The 17,719-nt window shown below is 56.1% G+C and carries 14 protein-coding genes and 1 pseudogene; 5 read left to right on the top strand and 10 right to left on the bottom strand.

All coding sequences use genetic code 11. From position 1 onward, the window contains the following. Nucleotides 1-41: 41 nt before the first annotated feature. Both HGBM_RS01525 and HGBM_RS26200 read right to left on the bottom strand, forming a co-directional pair. Nucleotides 42-569 (bottom strand): DinB family protein, encoded by a 528-nt coding sequence (locus tag HGBM_RS01525; RefSeq protein WP_019119342.1) that lies wholly within the window; start codon nt 567-569, stop codon nt 42-44. A gap of 109 nt (nt 570-678) precedes the next feature. Next, nucleotides 679-1,326 (bottom strand): WYL domain-containing protein, encoded by a 648-nt coding sequence (locus tag HGBM_RS26200; RefSeq protein WP_019119341.1) that lies wholly within the window; start codon nt 1,324-1,326, stop codon nt 679-681. A gap of 141 nt (nt 1,327-1,467) precedes the next feature. Between HGBM_RS26200 and HGBM_RS01515 the strand changes: the two genes are divergently transcribed. The 5 genes from HGBM_RS01515 (at nt 1,468) to HGBM_RS01495 (ending at nt 7,363) form a co-directional block, all read left to right on the top strand. After that, nucleotides 1,468-3,282 carry a sigma-54-dependent Fis family transcriptional regulator gene (locus HGBM_RS01515; protein ID WP_035286274.1) on the top strand — a complete coding sequence of 605 codons (1,815 nt, stop codon included), beginning with the start codon at nt 1,468-1,470 and terminating at the stop codon, nt 3,280-3,282. 202 nt (nt 3,283-3,484) lie between these two features. Further along, nucleotides 3,485-4,570, top strand: coding sequence for an ABC transporter ATP-binding protein (locus HGBM_RS01510; RefSeq protein WP_019119339.1), 1,086 nt, complete (start codon nt 3,485-3,487; stop codon nt 4,568-4,570). A gap of 110 nt (nt 4,571-4,680) precedes the next feature. Next, nucleotides 4,681-5,481, top strand: coding sequence for an ABC transporter permease (locus tag HGBM_RS01505; protein WP_245552869.1), 801 nt, complete (start codon nt 4,681-4,683; stop codon nt 5,479-5,481). After that, the gene (locus HGBM_RS01500; RefSeq protein WP_019119337.1) at nt 5,482-6,264 is read left to right on the top strand and encodes an ABC transporter permease; all 783 of its coding nucleotides are present in this window, start codon (nt 5,482-5,484) and stop codon (nt 6,262-6,264) included. A 22-nt stretch (nt 6,265-6,286) separates the two neighbouring features. Next, nucleotides 6,287-7,363, top strand: a complete 1,077-nt coding sequence (locus tag HGBM_RS01495) for an ABC transporter substrate-binding protein (RefSeq protein ID WP_019119336.1) — start codon at nt 6,287-6,289, stop codon at nt 7,361-7,363. Nucleotides 7,364-7,450: 87 nt separating this feature from the next. Here the strand turns inward: HGBM_RS01495 and HGBM_RS26195 are convergent, their stop codons facing one another. From HGBM_RS26195 to HGBM_RS01460, 8 genes and pseudogenes are all read right to left on the bottom strand, one after another. Further along, nucleotides 7,451-8,797 carry an aspartate aminotransferase family protein gene (locus HGBM_RS26195; RefSeq protein ID WP_019119335.1) on the bottom strand — a complete coding sequence of 449 codons (1,347 nt, stop codon included), beginning with the start codon at nt 8,795-8,797 and terminating at the stop codon, nt 7,451-7,453. A gap of 143 nt (nt 8,798-8,940) precedes the next feature. Next, nucleotides 8,941-9,726, bottom strand: coding sequence for a tryptophan synthase subunit alpha (gene trpA, locus HGBM_RS01485; RefSeq protein ID WP_019119334.1), 786 nt, complete (start codon nt 9,724-9,726; stop codon nt 8,941-8,943). Then, on the bottom strand, nt 9,710-10,954 hold the full coding sequence (gene trpB, locus HGBM_RS01480) for a tryptophan synthase subunit beta (RefSeq protein WP_035286193.1): 1,245 nt from the start codon (nt 10,952-10,954) through the stop codon (nt 9,710-9,712). The genes trpA and trpB overlap by 17 nt, the downstream gene beginning before the upstream one ends. Beyond that, entirely contained in the window at nt 10,951-11,916 is a 966-nt protein-coding gene (locus HGBM_RS01475; RefSeq protein ID WP_245552848.1) for a sugar-binding transcriptional regulator, read from the bottom strand. Before HGBM_RS01475 ends, trpB begins: the two co-directional genes overlap by 4 nt. 204 nt (nt 11,917-12,120) lie before the next feature. Continuing rightward, nucleotides 12,121-12,213, bottom strand: a pseudogene (locus HGBM_RS31430) (DinB family protein); the annotation flags it as partial. 9 nt (nt 12,214-12,222) lie between these two features. Then, entirely contained in the window at nt 12,223-14,679 is a 2,457-nt protein-coding gene (locus HGBM_RS01470; RefSeq protein WP_019119331.1) for a hypothetical protein, read from the bottom strand. A 163-nt stretch (nt 14,680-14,842) separates the two neighbouring features. Further along, entirely contained in the window at nt 14,843-16,213 is a 1,371-nt protein-coding gene (locus HGBM_RS01465) for a putrescine aminotransferase (protein WP_245552847.1), read from the bottom strand. Between the two features lie 168 nt (nt 16,214-16,381). Continuing rightward, nucleotides 16,382-17,713, bottom strand: coding sequence for an MFS transporter (locus HGBM_RS01460; protein ID WP_019119329.1), 1,332 nt, complete (start codon nt 17,711-17,713; stop codon nt 16,382-16,384). Nucleotides 17,714-17,719: the final 6 nt, after the last annotated feature.

Here is a 17,719-nt window from a genome sequence, read left to right as displayed (position 1 = left end):
AAAAAAAAGCACCCAAGGCCGAAGCCTTGCGTGCACGCGGGTCACTTGCCGGAGCGGATCATTTGGTCCAGCCTCTCCTTCTGCCGCAGGTGGTGCTGAAAGTGCATGCAGACAACCTGGAACCATTCCGTTGCATTCAGAAAGCCAAAGCGGGGATGCTCCACCTTGGCGTCATCGGAGATTCGCGACAGGGTCAGTTCAACCTCCCTCATCGTTTCGATCAGCAGGCGAAACTGCTCTCTCACGCTTTCCAGATCAGTCGGGTTGGCGGGTGTGTAATCGGGAGAAGCCGGCACTTTTATTCTCACTGGCGGGAATTGTCCCGCGGCAAAGATCTGCTTGCCGATGTCTGTCTTCTCTCCTGTTGCTGCGGACCCCTCCGCGCATTTTCTTACGGCGGCAAGCTGCATGTGAAGGGCGGCATCATGCAGATGATTGTACATCTGGCCGAGCGACCATTCATCGGCGGCCGGTTTGCGCGTAAACTCCTCGAGGGTATAGTGATCCATCTCCTCCAGGTAGTAATGGGCCAAACTTTCAAATTGCTGCAGCATCTCTTTGGTTTTCATCTTTTGAAGACCTCCACAATCGTTTTTTGACCTCTCTGCCAAGATCATGCCCTTACGATAACAGGGCGCTGCTGACACCCTTATGTCAGTTGCGGACAAGCGTCTTCCTTTACTTTTGCAGCATCGCTCGCGCTTCTTGTTGGATTTTCACACGCAGCGAAGCCGGTTCCAGCACCCTTGCCTTGCTGCCCCAGCCAAGCAGCCAGGAAAGCACCTCTTCCGGCTGCCGGACGCGAAGAACCGCCAGCAGGCCCGCTTCCGTCATTTCGCAGTGATCGAGGTAGAAGTAGCGAGTCTCGATCAGACTCTCGCTGACAGAATGGTCAAATAATACGCGGACGGAAACATTCCTGTCATCCTGCGGTTCGTAGGCGTGAAGGTCGAAATCAGCCGGTCTTTCAAACAGCTCCGCCTCCAGCTGCAGCCGGGCCATCCGATCCAGGCGAAAATGGCGGATGCTCCCTCTCAGCCGGCAAAAGGCCACCAGATACCAGATGCCGGAGATAATGACCAACCCGTAGGGATCGACCTGCCGTCTGATTGATTTTGTCTCCTCGCCGCACCCTTGTTTTTGATAGGAGAAGGAAACGGTTCTCCCCTCCAAAATGGCATTCCGCAGAACGGCTGCGGCTGCGGCTGTCTGGAGATCCCGCTTGCGAAAATTCCCGCCGCGCTGCAGCTCCAGCAGGATCGCCAGCATTCGATCCGTTCGATTCATCTGGATCACCCATTCCGACTTCTTGTCTTTTACCTGCACAAGTATTTCTCTGCCGCAGCACAACTCCCTTCTCACAAATCGTAATTCGAATCTTCAAAATATACCAATTCTATGTTAGCTTTAAGAGAAATGAAGGATTCCCGGTTTTGGGAAACCAAGTTTCAGCGGAGGTGTGAAAACTTGAGCTTGTTAAAAGGGATTCAGCAGACCGCCCAGCAGGTGGCTGAGGCGATCTCGGCCGCCTTGCAGATTGAGACAGAAATCGTCGATGAAGGGATGACGATCATCGCCGGAACCGGAATGTACAAGGAGCAGATCGATTCAAAGGAGGAAGGCGGCCAGGTCGAAGCCGGGTTCCTTTACGGTCGAGTGATCCGCAACAACCAGCCTTATTTTGTCGAAGACGCCCGCAACGACCCGTCTTACGACCCGTCCGTGCTGACCGGACAGACGCCGGAGCTGGCCGAACTTTGCTGCCCGATCCACTACGGCGGCAGAGTAATCGGCGTGATCGGGTTGGTCGCCTTCGACGAGTCCCAACACCGCTCCTTGATTGTGAACAAAATGCCCTTCCTCACCTTTCTTCAGCGCATGTCCGAACTTTTGACCAGCAAGATTGCCGAGCAGGCCGCCTTGCAAAACTGGCAAAAAGCAACCCACCAGTTGGAGGTGCTGATCCAATCCATTCACGAAGGGATCATCGCCATCGACGAAAAAGGAGTGATCAGCACCTGCAATCAAACCGCAGAACAGCTCATCGGGCTGAAACGAGCGGAGCTGATCGCCAGACCGCTCGAACAGATCTGGCCCGCATCGCCGATGCTTTCGGTGCTGTCTACCGGCAAAGGCTACATCGAACAGGAAGAACGTTACCAGACAGACGGCCGCGACATGCACTTCATCGTCACCGCCCGCCCCATCCTGGCAAATGAAGCAGTCATTGGAGCGGTCGCCACTTTCCGCCGGATGGCAGACATGCGCCGCCTCGCCTACGTGCTGACCAATGAGCCGAAAGACCTGTATTTTTCCGAGATATACGGACAGAGCCGCGCACTGGCACTGGTAAAAAAACAGGCGGAACAAGTAGCGAGAGGGGCTTCCAACATCCTGATCACCGGTGAAAGCGGCACGGGGAAGAGTATGCTCGCCGCCGCGATCCACTCTGCGAGCAGCCGCCGCTCCGGTCCATTTATTCTCGTCAATTGCGGGGCGATCCCCGAAGCGCTCCTGGAGAGCGAGCTGTTTGGCTACGCCGGCGGGGCATTTACCGGGGCGAGGCGGGAAGGAAAAGCGGGAAAATTTGAGCTGGCCGACGGGGGAACGATCTTCCTCGATGAGATCGGCGACCTTCCCCTTCACCTGCAAGTAAAACTGCTCCACGTCTTGCAGGCAAAACAAGTGGAACGGATCGGCTCCAATCAGGTGATCCCGATAGACATCCGGGTGATCTCTGCCACCAATAAGAACCTGGAAGAAATGGTCGCGACAAGAGAATTTCGCGAAGACCTCTACTTCCGTTTAAACGTCATTCCTCTGCACATGCCGCCGCTGCGCGATCGAGTCGAGGACATTCCGCTTTTGATGGAATACTTTTTGGCGAAGCACCGGCAGAACACGGACCACGAACTCTTGGATTACTCGCCGGAAGTGCGGCACATCTTCATGAAGTACCATTGGCCCGGCAATGTGCGGGAACTGGAAAACGCGATCGAGTATGCAGTCAACATGGCAAGCAGTCCCTTTATCGGCGTGGAGGCGATTCCGCCGCGGATCACGAATGCAGTGTACGCCCCGCTCCCGGACAATTCCCCCGAAGAAGCCCATTCACTAAAAGACCTGCTGAAACGGCACGAGCAGCTGATCATCCAGGAGTATCTCGAACGGTACGGGGATTCCTTGGAAGCGAAGCGGCTGATCGCCGAGAAGCTGGACATCGGTCTGGCCACGTTATACCGGAAACTGGAATCCTATAAGCTTCTCAAAAGCGAGAAATAGTTCTAAATATTAAGAATGATCAGGACACGAAAATCAGGAGATACGAGACAATTTTTCCAGATCTGACCCTTCTGTCCGATTGAATATTCCAACTATTGGGAAATATGTATGGGTATTCGGTCTTCATTACGGCTCATGACAATGGCACCATTCTTGCTATATGCAGGTGGTTAGAAAACAAGACACCGGGAGGGGATCCAATTTGACAAATTGCATGGTCGAGTTGAGGCAGATCACCAAACAATACGACCAGAATACAGTTGTGGATCAATTATCGCTAGAGATTCAACAAGGCGAATTCATGACGCTGCTCGGTCCCAGCGGCTGCGGTAAAACGACGACCCTGCGGATGATCGCCGGATTTGAGCTGCCTACATCGGGCGAGATCCTGCTGGACGGTGAAATCGTGCAGCACCGGCCCGCCTACCAGCGAAATCTAAATACCGTTTTTCAAAACTACGCCTTGTTTCCACACCTCACCACCTTTGAAAATGTCGCTTTCGGCCTGCGCTTGAAGAAGATCGCCAAAAGCGAGATCGAAAAACGCGTAAGAGACGCGCTAAAGCTGGTGCAGCTCGAAGAGTTTTCCGGTCGCAAACCGGATCAACTGAGCGGCGGTCAGAAACAGCGGGTAGCGATCGCACGCGCCCTGGTCAACAATCCCAAAGTGCTGCTCCTCGACGAACCGCTGGGCGCGCTGGACCTGAGGCTGCGCAAACAGATGCAGGTTGAATTAAAACACCTGCAGCAGCAGCTTGGCATCACCTTTATCTTCGTCACCCACGACCAGGAAGAAGCCCTGACGATGTCAGACCGCATTGCCGTGATGAACGGCGGCAAGCTTGAACAGATCGGGACGCCGGCTGATGTCTACGACCGGCCTGTCAGCAGGTTTGTCGCAGAATTTATCGGCGAGACGAATCTGCTCACCGGCACGGTAAAAGAGATCGGACAATCCCGATTGGTGATCGAGAGCGACGGAAGCGCCCTGGTCGCCCCCGCCGGCATTGCGGTCCGGGAGCTGCAAGATGTGACGGTGGCGATCCGTCCCGAGAAGGCCCTCCTTTCCCTTGAGCCTCCCGCAGCCGCTGATTCTGCCGTCAACCATCTGCCAGTCAAGCTGGTGGAACGCATCTACACCGGCGTGACGACCAAAACAGTCGTCGCCACACACAGCGGAAAACAACTGGTGGCTCACGAGAATACAGACCAACTGCTGCCTGTGTCCGCAGGAGATGAACTGTTCGTCACCTGGAATCCCGCTCACTCGGTGGTGTTGACTGCATGAAAATGGAAACCCTGCCGACCACCGCCGAAACAGGCTTGCAATCGCAGCCTAAGCAGCGCCAGCCAAGGGATTGGGCCAAATGGTGGACGCTGTCGCCTGTAACCCTGTGGATGACCTGCTTTTTTCTCATCCCGCTACTGCTGATCCTGCTCGTCAGCTTTTTTACCCGCAGTTCATTCGGCGGCATAGAGATGCCGCTTACCATAGAGAATTACACACGTTTTTTTGACAGCCTCTACATAAAAATCCTTTGGGTTTCCTGCTTGCTCTCACTGGCAACGACCCTGCTCTGCCTGGTGTTCGGCTACCCGTTTGCCTATATCATCGCCCGGTCTCCGCAGAGATACCGCAATATTTTGCTTTTTCTCATCATCATTCCGTTCTGGACAAATTCGCTGATTCGCACCTATGCCTGGATTCTCCTGCTGCGTACGGAAGGCGTGATCAACACGCTCTTGATCAATGCCGGTATCTTCGAGCAGCCGCTGACCCTCTTGTACAACAACTTTGCCGTGCTGGTCGGCCTGGTCTACACGATGCTGCCGTTCATGGTGCTGCCCTTGTACGCTTCGATCGAAAAGCTGGACAAATCGTATCTGGAGGCAGCCGCCGATCTGGGCGCGAAGCCCTGGCAAGCCTTCTGGAAGATTACGTTTCCGCTGACAACCCCGGGGATTGTCGCCGGCTCCCTGCTGGTGTTCGTCCCCTCGCTCGGCTTGTTTTTCATTCCCGACCTGATGGGCGGCAGCAAGTCCGTGCTGATCGGAAACCTGATCAAGAACCAGTTTTTGACCGCCCGCGACTGGCCGTTTGGTTCGGCCGTTTCGATCATCCTGATGGCGCTCACCCTGCTCTGCATCGTCGCCTACATGCGCACCACCAATGACAAACAAGGAAAGGAGCTGCTGTAAATGCGCCTCTCTCTTGGCCGAAAGGCAGCGCTTTTCTATGCTTTTCTGATCTATCTGTTTCTCTATGCGCCGATCGCGATCCTGATCACCTACTCGTTCAACCAGTCCAAGCTCAATGCTGTCTGGACGGGTTTTACCTTCGATTGGTACGTCAGGCTGTTCCAAAACGGAGAAGTGCTGGAGGCAGCCAAGACGACGCTGGTGGTCGCCCTCATGAGCACCATCGCTGCCACCGTGATCGGCACGCTGGCCGCCGTCGGCATGTACCGGTACAAATTTCGCGGCAAGACGGCCCTCGATTCGATGCTCTACCTGCCGCTGGTCATTCCGGAAATCGTCATGGGGATCTCCCTGCTCGCTCTGTTTTCTCAAATCAAAATCCCCTTGGGCTACTTTACGCTGATCGCCGCCCATATCACCTTCTCCATTCCGTACATCGTCGTCGTGGTCAGAGCCCGGCTGGACGGCTTCGACCGAAGTCTGGAAGAAGCGGCGATGGATCTCGGGGCCACCCCCTGGCAGACGTTTGTCAAGGTTACTCTCCCCGTCATCGCACCGGGAGTCGTGGCCGGCGCCCTGCTCGCCTTCACCCTGTCGATCGACGATGTGATCATCAGTTTTTTCGTCGCCGGTCCCGGCAGCACCACGCTTCCGCTGAAGATCTTCTCGATGATCAAGTTTGGCGTTACCCCGGAGATCAACGCACTCTCCACGCTGATGCTGATCGTCACCTTGATCGTCGTAATCATCGCCGAACGCTTGCGAATGAACAAGAATGTGTAAAGAGAAAAAGGGAGGTCTACAAATGAAAAGAGGATGGATGTCAATCATCGTCTCCACAGTCGTTTCCTTGGCCTTGACCGCGGCGGGCTGCAGTTCTGAATCAAGCGGCTCCGGACAGACCGAATCCGGCCTGGACAAAGAGTTGAACGTCTTCAACTGGTCGGAGTATCTGCCGGAGTCGGTGATCAAAAAGTTTGAAGAAAAGTACGGCGTAAAAGTGAATTACAGCATGTTCTCGTCCAATGAAGAGATGCTGGCCAAACTGTCTGCCGGCGGCGGTGTGTTCGATCTGTCGGTCGCCAGCGATTACTTCATCGAGTCGATGGTCAAACAGGACATGATCGAACCGATCGATTTGAACAACATTCCCAACTTCAAGAATTACCTGCCGGATTTTATCAACAAGGATTTCGACCCCGGCAACAGGTACTCCGTTCCCTACATGGGCAATACGGTCTCGATCGGCTACAATCCAGACAAGATCACAAGCGAAATCACCAGTTACGACGACCTGTGGAAACCGGAGTTCAAACGGCAAATCGTCTTGGTGGACGATCAGCGGTTCATCATTGGCATCGTGCTGAAAACGCTCGGGTATCCAGGCAACGATACCGACCCTGCTCACCTGGAAGAAGCCAAGGAGAAAATGCTGAAGCTGATGCCCAATGTGAAGGCATTTGACAGTGACAGTCCAAAAACACTCCTGATCAACGGCGAGGTAAACATCGCCCTCGTCTGGGGGCCGGAGATCGCACTCGCCCAGCGGGAAAAACCGCAGATCAAAACTGCTTTGCCAAAAGAAGGACTGATGATCACGATGGACAACTTCGTCATACCCAAAGGCGCCAAGCACAAAAAGACGGCGGAAGCCTTCATCAATTTTATCCTGGAGCCGGAGATCAGCGCCGAAATCTCCGAATCCTTCCCGTACATCAATCCCAACGGTGAGGCCCGCAAGCTGATCCCCAAAGAGGTCCTGGACAATATCGCCATCTACCCGCCAGCGGAAGAAATGAGCCGCGTGGAAGGCGTAAAAGATGTCGGAGATGCGATCAAATTGTACGACCGTATCTGGTCCGAGGTAAAAAGCACGCAGTAGGAAACGCACGAAAAAAACAGCAGCCGGGGAACACACCCATGGCTGCTTTCTTCTGTCTGCCCGCCTGATCAGACCCGGCGGCACTCCCTAAACAAGTCTGGCCACGATCTGCATGACGTCGGCAAAAGCGTCTGCGGCCTTCGCGAGATGGTCTTGGCTCATCACCGTCGACAGGTTCCACATGCCCCGCGGCGCCGTGAAGATGCCCCGATTGAGCAGTTCCAGGTGAACCAATCCGGCCAGCTGCTGGCGCGGGCTGTACGTAGATGCGTAATCGGTCGGCGGCCGCTCGGTAAAGTGGACGTTCAGCAAGGAACCGGCCCGGGTAATGGAAACAGGAACAGCCGCTTGCCGGATGCTGCGGATCATCCGCGCCTCCAGCTCCGCCGCCATTGCGTCCAATTGGGCGATGGCCGCTTCGTCCAGCATTTCCAAGGCAGCAATCCCGGCAGCCATGGTGACCCGGTTTCCGTTAAAGGTTCCGCCATGTGAGACGGCTCTCGGCTGGGACGGGTCGAACAGCGCCATGATCTCCGCGCGGCCGCCAAATGCCCCCACGGGAAAGCCTCCGCCGATAATCTTGGCCAGGGCGGTCAGGTCGGGCGTCACCTGATACAATCCTTGCGCTCCGCCCCGACCAAGGCGCAAAGTCTGTACCTCATCGAAGATCAAGAGCACCCCATATCGGTCTGCCAATTGGCGCAGTCCGGCCAGATATCCCGGCTGCGGAGGGATTACTCCGGCTACTCCCATGACCGGTTCCACGAGAATGGCGGCAATTTCGTTCGCTTTCGTTCGCAAAATGCTTTCGATCGCGTCCAGATTGTTGAACGGAGCAATGTACACATCCCGAGACACATTGACGGAGATTCCGGGCGAAGCTGGCACCGGCACCAAAGGGGCTGGCGGGAGTCCCGGCCGGTGCGGCGGAGCGATGGAAAACTCGACCGTCTCGTGTGTTCCATGATAACCCCCTTCCATTTTGATGATCGCCGAACGGCCCGTAAAAGCGCGGGCGGCCCGGACGGCAAACATCGTTGCCTCCGTTCCGGAGTTGCAAAATCGGAGCATCTCGATTCCCGGTACCCGCTCGCAGATCATGCCGGCCAACTGCAGCTGCTCGGGAATGACCGCAGCGTAAGCGGTTCCAAGAGCGAGCGCCGCCTGCACGTTTTTTGCGATGGCGGGATGGGCGTGCCCGTGTATCATCGATGTATAGTTGTTCAGGAAATCCGTGTACGCATTCCCGTCAGCGTCATACAGGGTCGGCCCTTCCGCCCGGCTGATCGATAGCGGGTAGGGTTTGTAAAAGGCAGTCGTCCGCGTATCACCTCCGGGCATCACCTGTCCGGCCTTTTCAAACACCTTCTGAGACGAGCTTGTTCTAAGCAGATAGTCCCGCTTGGCCTGTGCAAAAGCTGTTTCAAAATCCATCCTCAATCGCCCCTTTGTTTGCCTCGTTTTGGACAAAGCGCACTTCTCAGGATGATTATATCATTACAGGACTGAAAATAGGGAATAGTCTGTTACCTTTACGCAAAAGAAAACGCGGGCCATAAACTCCCGCGTCCTCATCCCTATCTTCCCTCTGTTACAGCCTTTAGCTCCAACAAGAACTTTCTCACCCCGGCAAGCCCTTCCGCTTCCAGCAGTTTGAGCAGCTGGCTGCCGATGATCGCGACATCGCTTTTTCCCGCCAGGTACTCCACGTCCTCGCTGTGCTGGATGCCGAAGCCTACGCCGATCGGCGTGGCAGCGTGGCGGCGGCAGCGGGACAAAAAGTCAGTCGTCGCTTGGTCAAATTCCGTCTTGGCGCCAGTGACGCCCTTCCTCGCCACGCAGTACAAAAGTCCCCCCGTCTCATTCGACAGATACTGCAAACGCTCCTCCGGCGTGTAAGGCGTGGCGAGCAGGATCGGCTCCACCCCGTGCTTTTTGCAGGCAGTCAGGTACTCCGGGCTTTCTTCCGGATAGGCGTCCGGCACGATCAAGCCGCGAATGCCAATCGACCGAGCCGTTTCAACAAAACGCTCGACGCCGTACTGGTACAAGATGTTGTAGTAGGTCATGAAAATAAAAGACAGCGGAAATTCCTCGGTGACCCGGCGGGCGAAGTCCAGGCACTGTTCTACAGTCGTTCCCCGATTCAACGCTTCCTGGTTGGCCTTCAGGAACACAGGGCCGTCGGCAATCGGCTCGGAAAAAGGCAGCTGCAGTTCCACCAGATCGACGCCGCATTCGGCAAACAGGCGAATCATCTCGTAATTCGTCTCGAAGTCTGGGTAGCCCAGGATTTGGTGGGTCATCAGCAAAATTCGTTTCTGCCCGCGCTTTGCGACGATCTCGTCAGCGAGACTGCTCATACTGTTTCTGTTTGCGCTCGATAAAGGCTGTCCACTCGTCATCTTTCAATCCCTCCGCTATGTTAAAAATGTCTTTATCTCCCCGTCCAGACATATTGATCAGGATGATGTCGGATTTCGAGGTACCGCCCATATCCTTGAATGCCCCGGCAAAGGCATGGGTGGATTCCAGCGCCGGTATCATGCCTTCCTTGCGCATCACCAGCTCAAGAGCCTGGGTCACTTCATCGTCGGTCGCCGCTTCAAACCGCACCCGGCCCTGTTCGGACAAGTCGGCCAAAATCGGCGAGACGCCGGTGTAATCTAGTCCGGCGGCAATGCTGTAGGTGTCGCGCATCTGTCCGTCCTCATCCTGCAGAAACAGCGTCTTGTAACCTTGTGCGACCCCCGCTTTTCCGGTCCCGTACGCAATGCGGGCCGCATGTTTTCCCGAGTCCGGCCCTTTGCCGCCCGCTTCCACTCCGACCAGTTCCACCTCCGTGTCGGGCAGGAACGCCTGGAAAACGCCCAGGGCATTTGATCCGCCGCCGACGCAGGCGTATACGCTCTTTGGCAGCCTGCCTTCCAGGCGCAGGATCTGTTCCTTCGCCTCGATGCCGATGATCGACTGGAAAAACGCGACGATCGCCGGGAACGGATGGGCGCCCGAAGCTGTTCCCAAGAGGTAGTGGGTCGTTTCGAAGCTGGACACCCAGTCTCGCAGTGCCTCGTTGATGGCGTCTTTGAGCGTGCGGGTCCCGTACTCGACCGGGACGACTTCGGCCCCGAACCGCTTCATCCAGAACACGTTGGCGTACTGTCGTTCCACATCCTCGCGGCCCATGTAAATCGTCGCCTTAAGCCCCAATTTTGCCGCCACGATTGCAGTGGCAACGCCATGCTGCCCGGCGCCGGTCTCCGCAATCACCCGCGTCTTGTTCATCCGCTTGGCGAGCAGCCCCTGCCCCAGCGCGTTGTTGAGTTTATGGGCGCCGGAGTGATTCAAATCTTCCCGTTTGATGTAGATCTTCGCCCGGCCAAAGTGCTCTGTCAGCCTGTCGGCGTACGTCAACGGCGTCGGCCGGCCGGAAAAATTGGCCAGGATGTCGCAGTACTCACTCCAAAATGCGGAGTCGTTTTTGATCTTTTCGAATTCGCGGTTTAATTCCTGAAAGGCCGGGTACAAAATTTCCGGGATGTACGTGCCCCCGTAATTGCCGTAATATCCGTTTGTGCTCACTCTTCTCATCCTTTCTTTGCGGCGGTATTTCGATGAAATGCGAATACGGCCTGTGCCGTAGCCAAATCCGTGACGAGAACGTCGACCCATTTGCCGCGGAGCACCGCCGCAATCGCCGCTGCCTTATCGCGGCCACCTGCCACCGCAATCACCTTGGGGATGCCGCGCAGTTCTTCGGCTGTCAGCCCGATCATCCGCTTTTTTACAGGGTGGTCAATCGTCCTCCCGTCGGCATCGAGGAACGAGGCGCATAAGGTGGCGGCAGCTCCTGTCCCCTTCACGCTCTCCAGATCTTCGCCGCTGAAATGACCTGCCTCTGCGATCGTCGACCGCTCAGAGACGTCCCCGATGCCTACCACCGCAACCTGACAGGATTTGGCCAAATGGAGAACCTTGCTGATTCCCGGTTCGCTCCTCAGCAGCACCCCGGTTTCCTCATTGGAGACAACGGCTGGCGCATGCAGCAGCCAGTACTTGGACTTCAACTTGCCCGCGATCGCCATCGTGTTGGAGTTGGCATGCCATGGCGCCCCCTCCGAACCCCAGCCGCCCACCAGCGGCACAAATTGCAGGTTGTTTTTGCTGAAAAACTCCAGTTCGTCACCGATGGCGGCGATCGTCCGACCGGCCATAACGCCTACGATATCGTTGTCCTTGAGGATCGATTCCAGCAGGACCGCGGTCGTTCTCCCCAGCTGCACATACAGCTTCTGTTCATCTGGGGGGGTGTCAACCACAACGACGTCCTGAATGCCAAAGGTATCAACCAGCAATTGCTCCATTTGCTGTTCGGCGGAATACGGATTCTTAATCGATATCTGGACGATTCCCTCTGCTTTGGCAGCCGCCAGCATTCGGCTGACGTGAGGGCGGGAGATGCCAATGCGCTCCGCAATCTCCTGTTGATTACATCCATCCTCGTAATAGAGCTTGCATATTTTTACAAGAAGCCTGTTTTTTTCTGTTTTCATGTCCGTCATCCGAGCCTTGATCACCCGCCTTGCACAAATGTACATACAATGTAATAATGTACTTAACTATACCCTGTTTCCCTTGTTTTGGCAAGTATTTGCTTCCTGAAAAGAGCAAAGCTGTCCGCTCGTGCAGCCCGCACGAGAGAACAGCCTCGTTTTCCTTTCGCAATGCCAGACCTCGGAAAGTGCAGCTTGTGCCGGTTATCCTTTCTGTTTCAATATGCCCAAATACGCTTTCCAAGGTCCTACGTCCGCCCTGTATCTCTCCGCCATAACCCGGACGATCTGGGCCATCCATCAACTTTATACATTCCACCCGATAGAATTGGTTTGAATGAAGCGCAGCGGGATGCGAATCAGCCATTGGCGTTTTCCCGCCATCTGTGACAAAGCCGAATCGATCGTGTAGTCCAGGTGTGTCCCGTCAGCGTCCGTATAGGCCGAAAGCGCCGTCACCTTCTGGCCCGCCCCCGCCGCAACCAGCACGTACAGCCAATCCCCTTCCTCCATCGTTCCATGGTACTCCTGCCCGTCGTGCTGCCGGATCCACGCTTTCACGGCTGCCGGCAGCTGATCGCTGCCAGGGTTCAATGGCTGGCGGGGGAGGTATGCAAGCAGCGGATCGTATCTGTAGCCGTTTGACTCGGCCTGCTGCTGCTTTCGCTGTGCCAAGAGCTGCTTTGCCTTCGCCGCCTGATCGCTCTCGGGATATCTCCTGAGCAGTTCTTCCAACCAGGACGGTTCAACCGTGTAGGTGTAGATGATCAGCATCGCCTCATCGGCAAGGGACGACTGCGGGTATTCGTCCAGCAGTTTTTTTGCTGCCTCGATCGCCTGTTCCCCCAGGTGGGTGCGCGTCTCGTAGAATGACACTTCATCTCCGTAATCAATCAGCTTGCTGTAGCCAAGCGCCCGGGAAAACAGCGTCTTTGCCGCCACTTCCGGGGCAGCGGAAGCGGTGTCGATCTGTTCAAACAGCTTGAGCGCCTGCACGAGATGGTTAAACCGGGCGATGTACGCACGAAGCGACGGATCGTAGCCCATGTACTTGATCTGGCCAATGTAGAAGAAGCTCTGCCGCTCGCCCCGCCACAGGTGATTGTAGTAGGTCAGGGGCTGATGGTAGATCGCCGCGGCCAGCGCGTACTGCTTCGCTGCCTTGTCCGGCCCTGAAGCTTGGGCCGCCTCGCGCTGCAGTCCAGCCAGCTGTTTGGCCTGAGCCAGCTGTTGCTTGAGCGCCGGCCAAAACGGATAGTAGCTTTGCCTGTCTCCCTTCATGGAGGTATCGTAATCCCCCCATCCATTTGCATCCCCCGGGAACGCATCGCGGAAGAGATCTTTCCCGTCGTAGTCGCCGATAAACCGTTTGAGAGCATCCGCTCCCCGGGCGTACTCACCGTCCCGCAGCAGTTCTACCGCATATGTATACTCGATCCAGGGCTTCGCCCAGGCGGGCAGACTGCCTGTGTCAAGTCCGGCAAGCCCCTTGCTGGTCAGCTCCACGTCGAGCACGTACAGAAACAGTCCCTCGGCATCGTAGCCGATGTCGTGATCGCCCATCCGGGTCGCCTGGTCGAACCAGTACAGCGCCTGATCGTATTGGCCCAGCAGTTGATAGCAGCGAGCCAACCGATACGCCGCGTCGTCAGCAGCGGGATGGAGCGGGTACGCTTTGAGAAAGGCGAGCCAGCCTTCGACACCTTGCTTGGGATCGTCAAAGTCCTTCCCTTCCGAGTTGTACCATCTGTCCTCATTGTCTTCGTAAAAGTAGGCCCGTCCCCGAACCGCCTCGTACTGCTTGATTCCCTTCGCCAGTCGGCCGTCAGGATAGAGCTTCAGCAGAAACTTTTCCACCGTACCGTGAACAGGAAGCGCGAAGCCGTGCGCCAGGCCGCTTTCATAGAGCCGTTTGGCGGCCTCGCGATCCCCTGATTCGCGGACCTGCAGCATATCGATCTGCTGCTGGATCACATGATCTCGTGTCGTCTTGGCAACCTTCCGCAGCCATTCCTTCTGTTTTTTATCACTGGTAGGAAAGCCTGACAGTTTTCTTACAATCCGGCGCTGCATCTCCACCGGAAGCTCGGCATGCTCGTACATGCCAGTCAGCACGCTCCAATCCTTTTCTTCATCCAGATGATCGATAATCCCGGCCATCTGCGCGCGCCCGCGAAGCCGCTGTGTCCAGGCCGCAAGCTGATCGGCGGTGACCTTCCCGCGCCGCTCCAGCACGTCCAATATAACGGTCATGCCCTCCGCATCTGCCTGGTCCATCAAAGAGACCAGCTTCTGTTCCTGACCGGCCGGCAGTATCTCGTCGATCGCGATTGCCAGGCCGAAGGGCTGAGGAATCGGGCGGGGTTCTTTGATCCAGGCCAAGAGATCATCCAGCAGGCGGTCATCGCGGAGGACATGCGAGATTTTCAGCCAAAAGCCCCATTCGTTCCAATGATTCCAATAGTCCGGCGAATTCCCGTCCGGCACGCTCAGATTTGTAAGCGACAGCCCCTCCCGCGCGAGCGGCAGAACGCGATCCTGCTGTTTCTTGAGCAGTGTCAGGGTCGCTTGTGAAAAAGTTTGTTCGTCCTGATATTCGAGCCGTGCCCTGCTGATCACAGAGACAGCTTCTGCCTCATCCTGGGAAGAGACGCTCTGTGCCTTTGCGGCATTGTCCCGGATCAGTCCCGAATCAGCGCAAATGCCAAGGGGGATGACGGCGGCAGCAAGCCAGACAGCCAGCTTGCGGTACTGATGTCTCAAAACGCTTCACCTTCCAACTGGTTATTTCCTCCATTATGACGACCCGGGAGCGGTTGGCGTTTCGGACAGCTCCGACATTTTTGGCGGCAAGCACTGCTTTGACAAAAACCGGAACCCTTCCACAAAAAAGGGAAAGGTTCCTCCGAAAGTTCGTTTCGCTTTTTTAGCGCGCAACCTTGCCTTCCCGGGACAGCTGGGCGATGCCTTCCTCGATGCACGCCAGGACGTAATCGATCTGCTCGTAGGAGATCACGGCCGGCGGTTCGATCCGAATCACTGTCGCGTTGTTCAGGGTGCCGCCAACGAGAATCTTCTTGCCGAAGAGCTGTTTCGCCAGCGTGTAGCCAAGGCTGTTGTCGGCAAACTCCATGCCGATTAAAAGCCCTTTGCCGCGGACGTCGACGAGGACGTCGGGGTGGCGTGACTGAATGTCCTCCAGGTGTTTCAGGATGTAATCCCCCTTCTCCTTCGCCATCTGCGGGATGTTCTCCTCCAAAATCGCATGGATCCCGGCAATCGCACCGGCACAGCAGAGGGGGTTGCCGCCAAAGGTAGAGGAGCCCAGCAGGAAGGGATTTTCCTCCATCTTGCTCCACCATTTGCGCTTCGCCACCATCGCGGCGATCGGCATCACACCGCCGCCAAAAGCCTTGCCGAGCGTCATGATGTCCGGCACGACATCCCAATGGTCGACCCCGAACAGCGTTCCGGTCCGTCCCATTCCGGTCTGAATCTCATCGACGATCAATAGACATTCGTACTTGTCACAGATTTGGCGCAGTCGCGGCAGGTAATCATCCGGCGGGATATTCACTCCGCCTTCTCCCTGGATAGGTTCCACGATGACGCCGGCGACCGTCTCGCCCGTGTTGATCAGCATGCGAATCGCCTGTTCGACCGCGTCGGCATCGCCGAACGGCACGTGCTGGAACCCCGGGACGAGCGGCAGGTACGGCTGGCGGAAGGCCGGTTTGCTGGAAGCGGACAGCGATCCCATCGTCTTGCCGTGGAAGCCCTTTTCCATCGATATAAAGTACTTTTTGCCGGTTGCCAGCCGGGCCAGCTTCAACGCCATTTCGTTGGCCTCCGTACCGCAGTTGACCAGGTAGGAGTGCTGCAAATCGCCCGGAGTGATGTACGCTACCAGCTTGGACAGATAGCCGCGCAGGGGGTCGACCATCTCCTGGCTGTGCAAGGCGTACCGCTTCAGCTGGGCGGAGACAGCCTGCACCACCTTGGGGTGGCGGTGGCCGAGCAGGTAGACGCCGTAACCACCCAGGCAATCGATGTACTCGTCACCCATCGTGTCGCGAAAGACTGCCGCTTCGTCTTCCCATTCCACCACGGAAAAGTCGTGTGAAACCGACTTGCGATGGGCGAGGATCGCCTTCGTGACGTAATTGCTGAAATTCTCAATCGAGTCTGAGACGATCTGCTTCTTCTGCTCTACCGTCAGCGTCTCGCTCTGGATAAATCCCAACACCTCATACGCCAATTGTAACGCTTCTGCTGTCGTCTTCCGTTCCAATCTCATCACCCTTTTCATTTTGTACTTTTCATCAAGTAAGCTAGCAAGTATGATGCCAATGAAAAAGGGGGTGAGAATCGCCCGGAAAACCGGTTTATTCTACATTATGAGAAAGAAACAGTCCAAATTAGAGGTTTTTGCAAACCAAAGCTTATTTGCAATGAGAAAAGTTTATCAAAAATGAGAAGATCCCTTGAAATCGGTCTTGTTCTGTCGTCCCGCTTCAATCGTTTTCTTTCGCAGCAGCAGTACCAAAACCGCTGCAGCCAGGACGCAGCAGGCAAGGAAGAACAGACCCGCCTCTGTCTTCCCGGTCGCCTCTTTCAGGGAGCCGACGACGTAGGGACCGACAAACCCGCCGAGATTCCCGATCGAGTTGATCAGGGCAATTCCGATCGCCGCCGCTCCTTCACTTAAAAACAGCGCCGGCAAAGCCCAAAACGGTCCGAAAAAGCTGTAAATGCCCGCCGTTGCCACAGCCATGAGGGCAACGGACAGAATCGGGTGGGAAGACATGCCGCAGACGATCAGCGCAAGCCCGCCGAGTATGGGAGGCAGAGCGGCGTGAAATTTCCTTTCCCCCGTCCGGTCTGAACGCCGGGCCCAGCCCACCATGGCTAGTCCTGCGACGACGTAGGGAATCATGCTGAGCAAGCCCACCTGCAGGTTGGTGTAGTTTGCCGGAAAGGATTTGATGATCGATGGCATCCAGAAGCCGATGCCGTACAGCCCGATGACCAATGCGAAGTAAATAAAGGCCAGATGCCAGACCGGCCCGTTGGTCAGCACCTCTCTGGTCGTGTACTGCCTCCGTCTGATTTTTTCTTCGTGTTCCCGCTTTAATTCCGCCACCAGCCACGCTTTCTCTTCCGCCGTCAACCACTTTGCCTGTTCGGGGCGATCCGTCATGTAGGTAAATGCAACCACGCCGAAGATGATCGCCGGCAGGCCTTCGATGACAAACATCCACCGCCAGCCAGCCATCCCCGCCCAATCGATATAGGTCATGATCCAGGTGGACAGCGGTGCCCCGATGATGTTGGAAGCCGCGAGGGCCGTCATCAGCAAGGCGACGGCGCGGGCCTGTTCTTTGGCCCGGAACCAATACGTGATGTACAAGATGACTCCCGGAAAGAATCCCGCCTCGGCCAGACCCAGCAAAAACCGCAGGATGTACAGGTGAGCGGCATTCTGCACCCAGCCCGTCAGAATGACGACAATCCCCCAGGTAATCATGATCCGGGCAATCCAGATTCTCGCTCCGATCCGGTGGAGGATCATGTTGCTGGGGATTTCAAACAGGAAATAGCCGATGAAGAAGATCCCCGAGACCAGCCCAAACGTCTGGCTGGAAATGGCCAGCGCCTTGTTCATGTCAAGAGCCGCGTATCCGAGGTTGACCCGATCCAGATAGGCAATGATGTAGAGCAGAAAGAGAAACGGAAGAATCCGCCACTTCACTTTGCGAATGGTTTGTTCGCCTAATGCAGCTCCGGTTTGATTCATCGCTCT

The sequence above is a fragment of the Brevibacillus massiliensis genome (genome assembly GCF_000311785.1).
Lineage (GTDB): Bacteria > Bacillota > Bacilli > Brevibacillales > Brevibacillaceae > Brevibacillus_C > Brevibacillus_C massiliensis.
This window is presented reverse-complemented; position numbering and strand designations above follow the sequence as displayed.

Coding starts and splice junctions, on each gene's coding strand:
- HGBM_RS01525 (WP_019119342.1), bottom strand. CDS start 569: ATGAAAACCAAAGAGATGCTGCAGCAATTTGAAAGTTTGGCCCATTAC.
- HGBM_RS01505 (WP_245552869.1), top strand. CDS start 4,681: ATGACCTGCTTTTTTCTCATCCCGCTACTGCTGATCCTGCTCGTCAGC.
- HGBM_RS01500 (WP_019119337.1), top strand. CDS start 5,482: ATGCGCCTCTCTCTTGGCCGAAAGGCAGCGCTTTTCTATGCTTTTCTG.
- HGBM_RS01495 (WP_019119336.1), top strand. CDS start 6,287: ATGAAAAGAGGATGGATGTCAATCATCGTCTCCACAGTCGTTTCCTTG.
- HGBM_RS26195 (WP_019119335.1), bottom strand. CDS start 8,797: ATGGATTTTGAAACAGCTTTTGCACAGGCCAAGCGGGACTATCTGCTT.
- trpA (WP_019119334.1), bottom strand. CDS start 9,726: ATGAGCAGTCTCGCTGACGAGATCGTCGCAAAGCGCGGGCAGAAACGA.
- trpB (WP_035286193.1), bottom strand. CDS start 10,954: ATGAGAAGAGTGAGCACAAACGGATATTACGGCAATTACGGGGGCACG.
- HGBM_RS01475 (WP_245552848.1), bottom strand. CDS start 11,916: ATGAAAACAGAAAAAAACAGGCTTCTTGTAAAAATATGCAAGCTCTAT.
- HGBM_RS01465 (WP_245552847.1), bottom strand. CDS start 16,213: ATGAGATTGGAACGGAAGACGACAGCAGAAGCGTTACAATTGGCGTAT.
- HGBM_RS01460 (WP_019119329.1), bottom strand. CDS start 17,713: ATGAATCAAACCGGAGCTGCATTAGGCGAACAAACCATTCGCAAAGTG.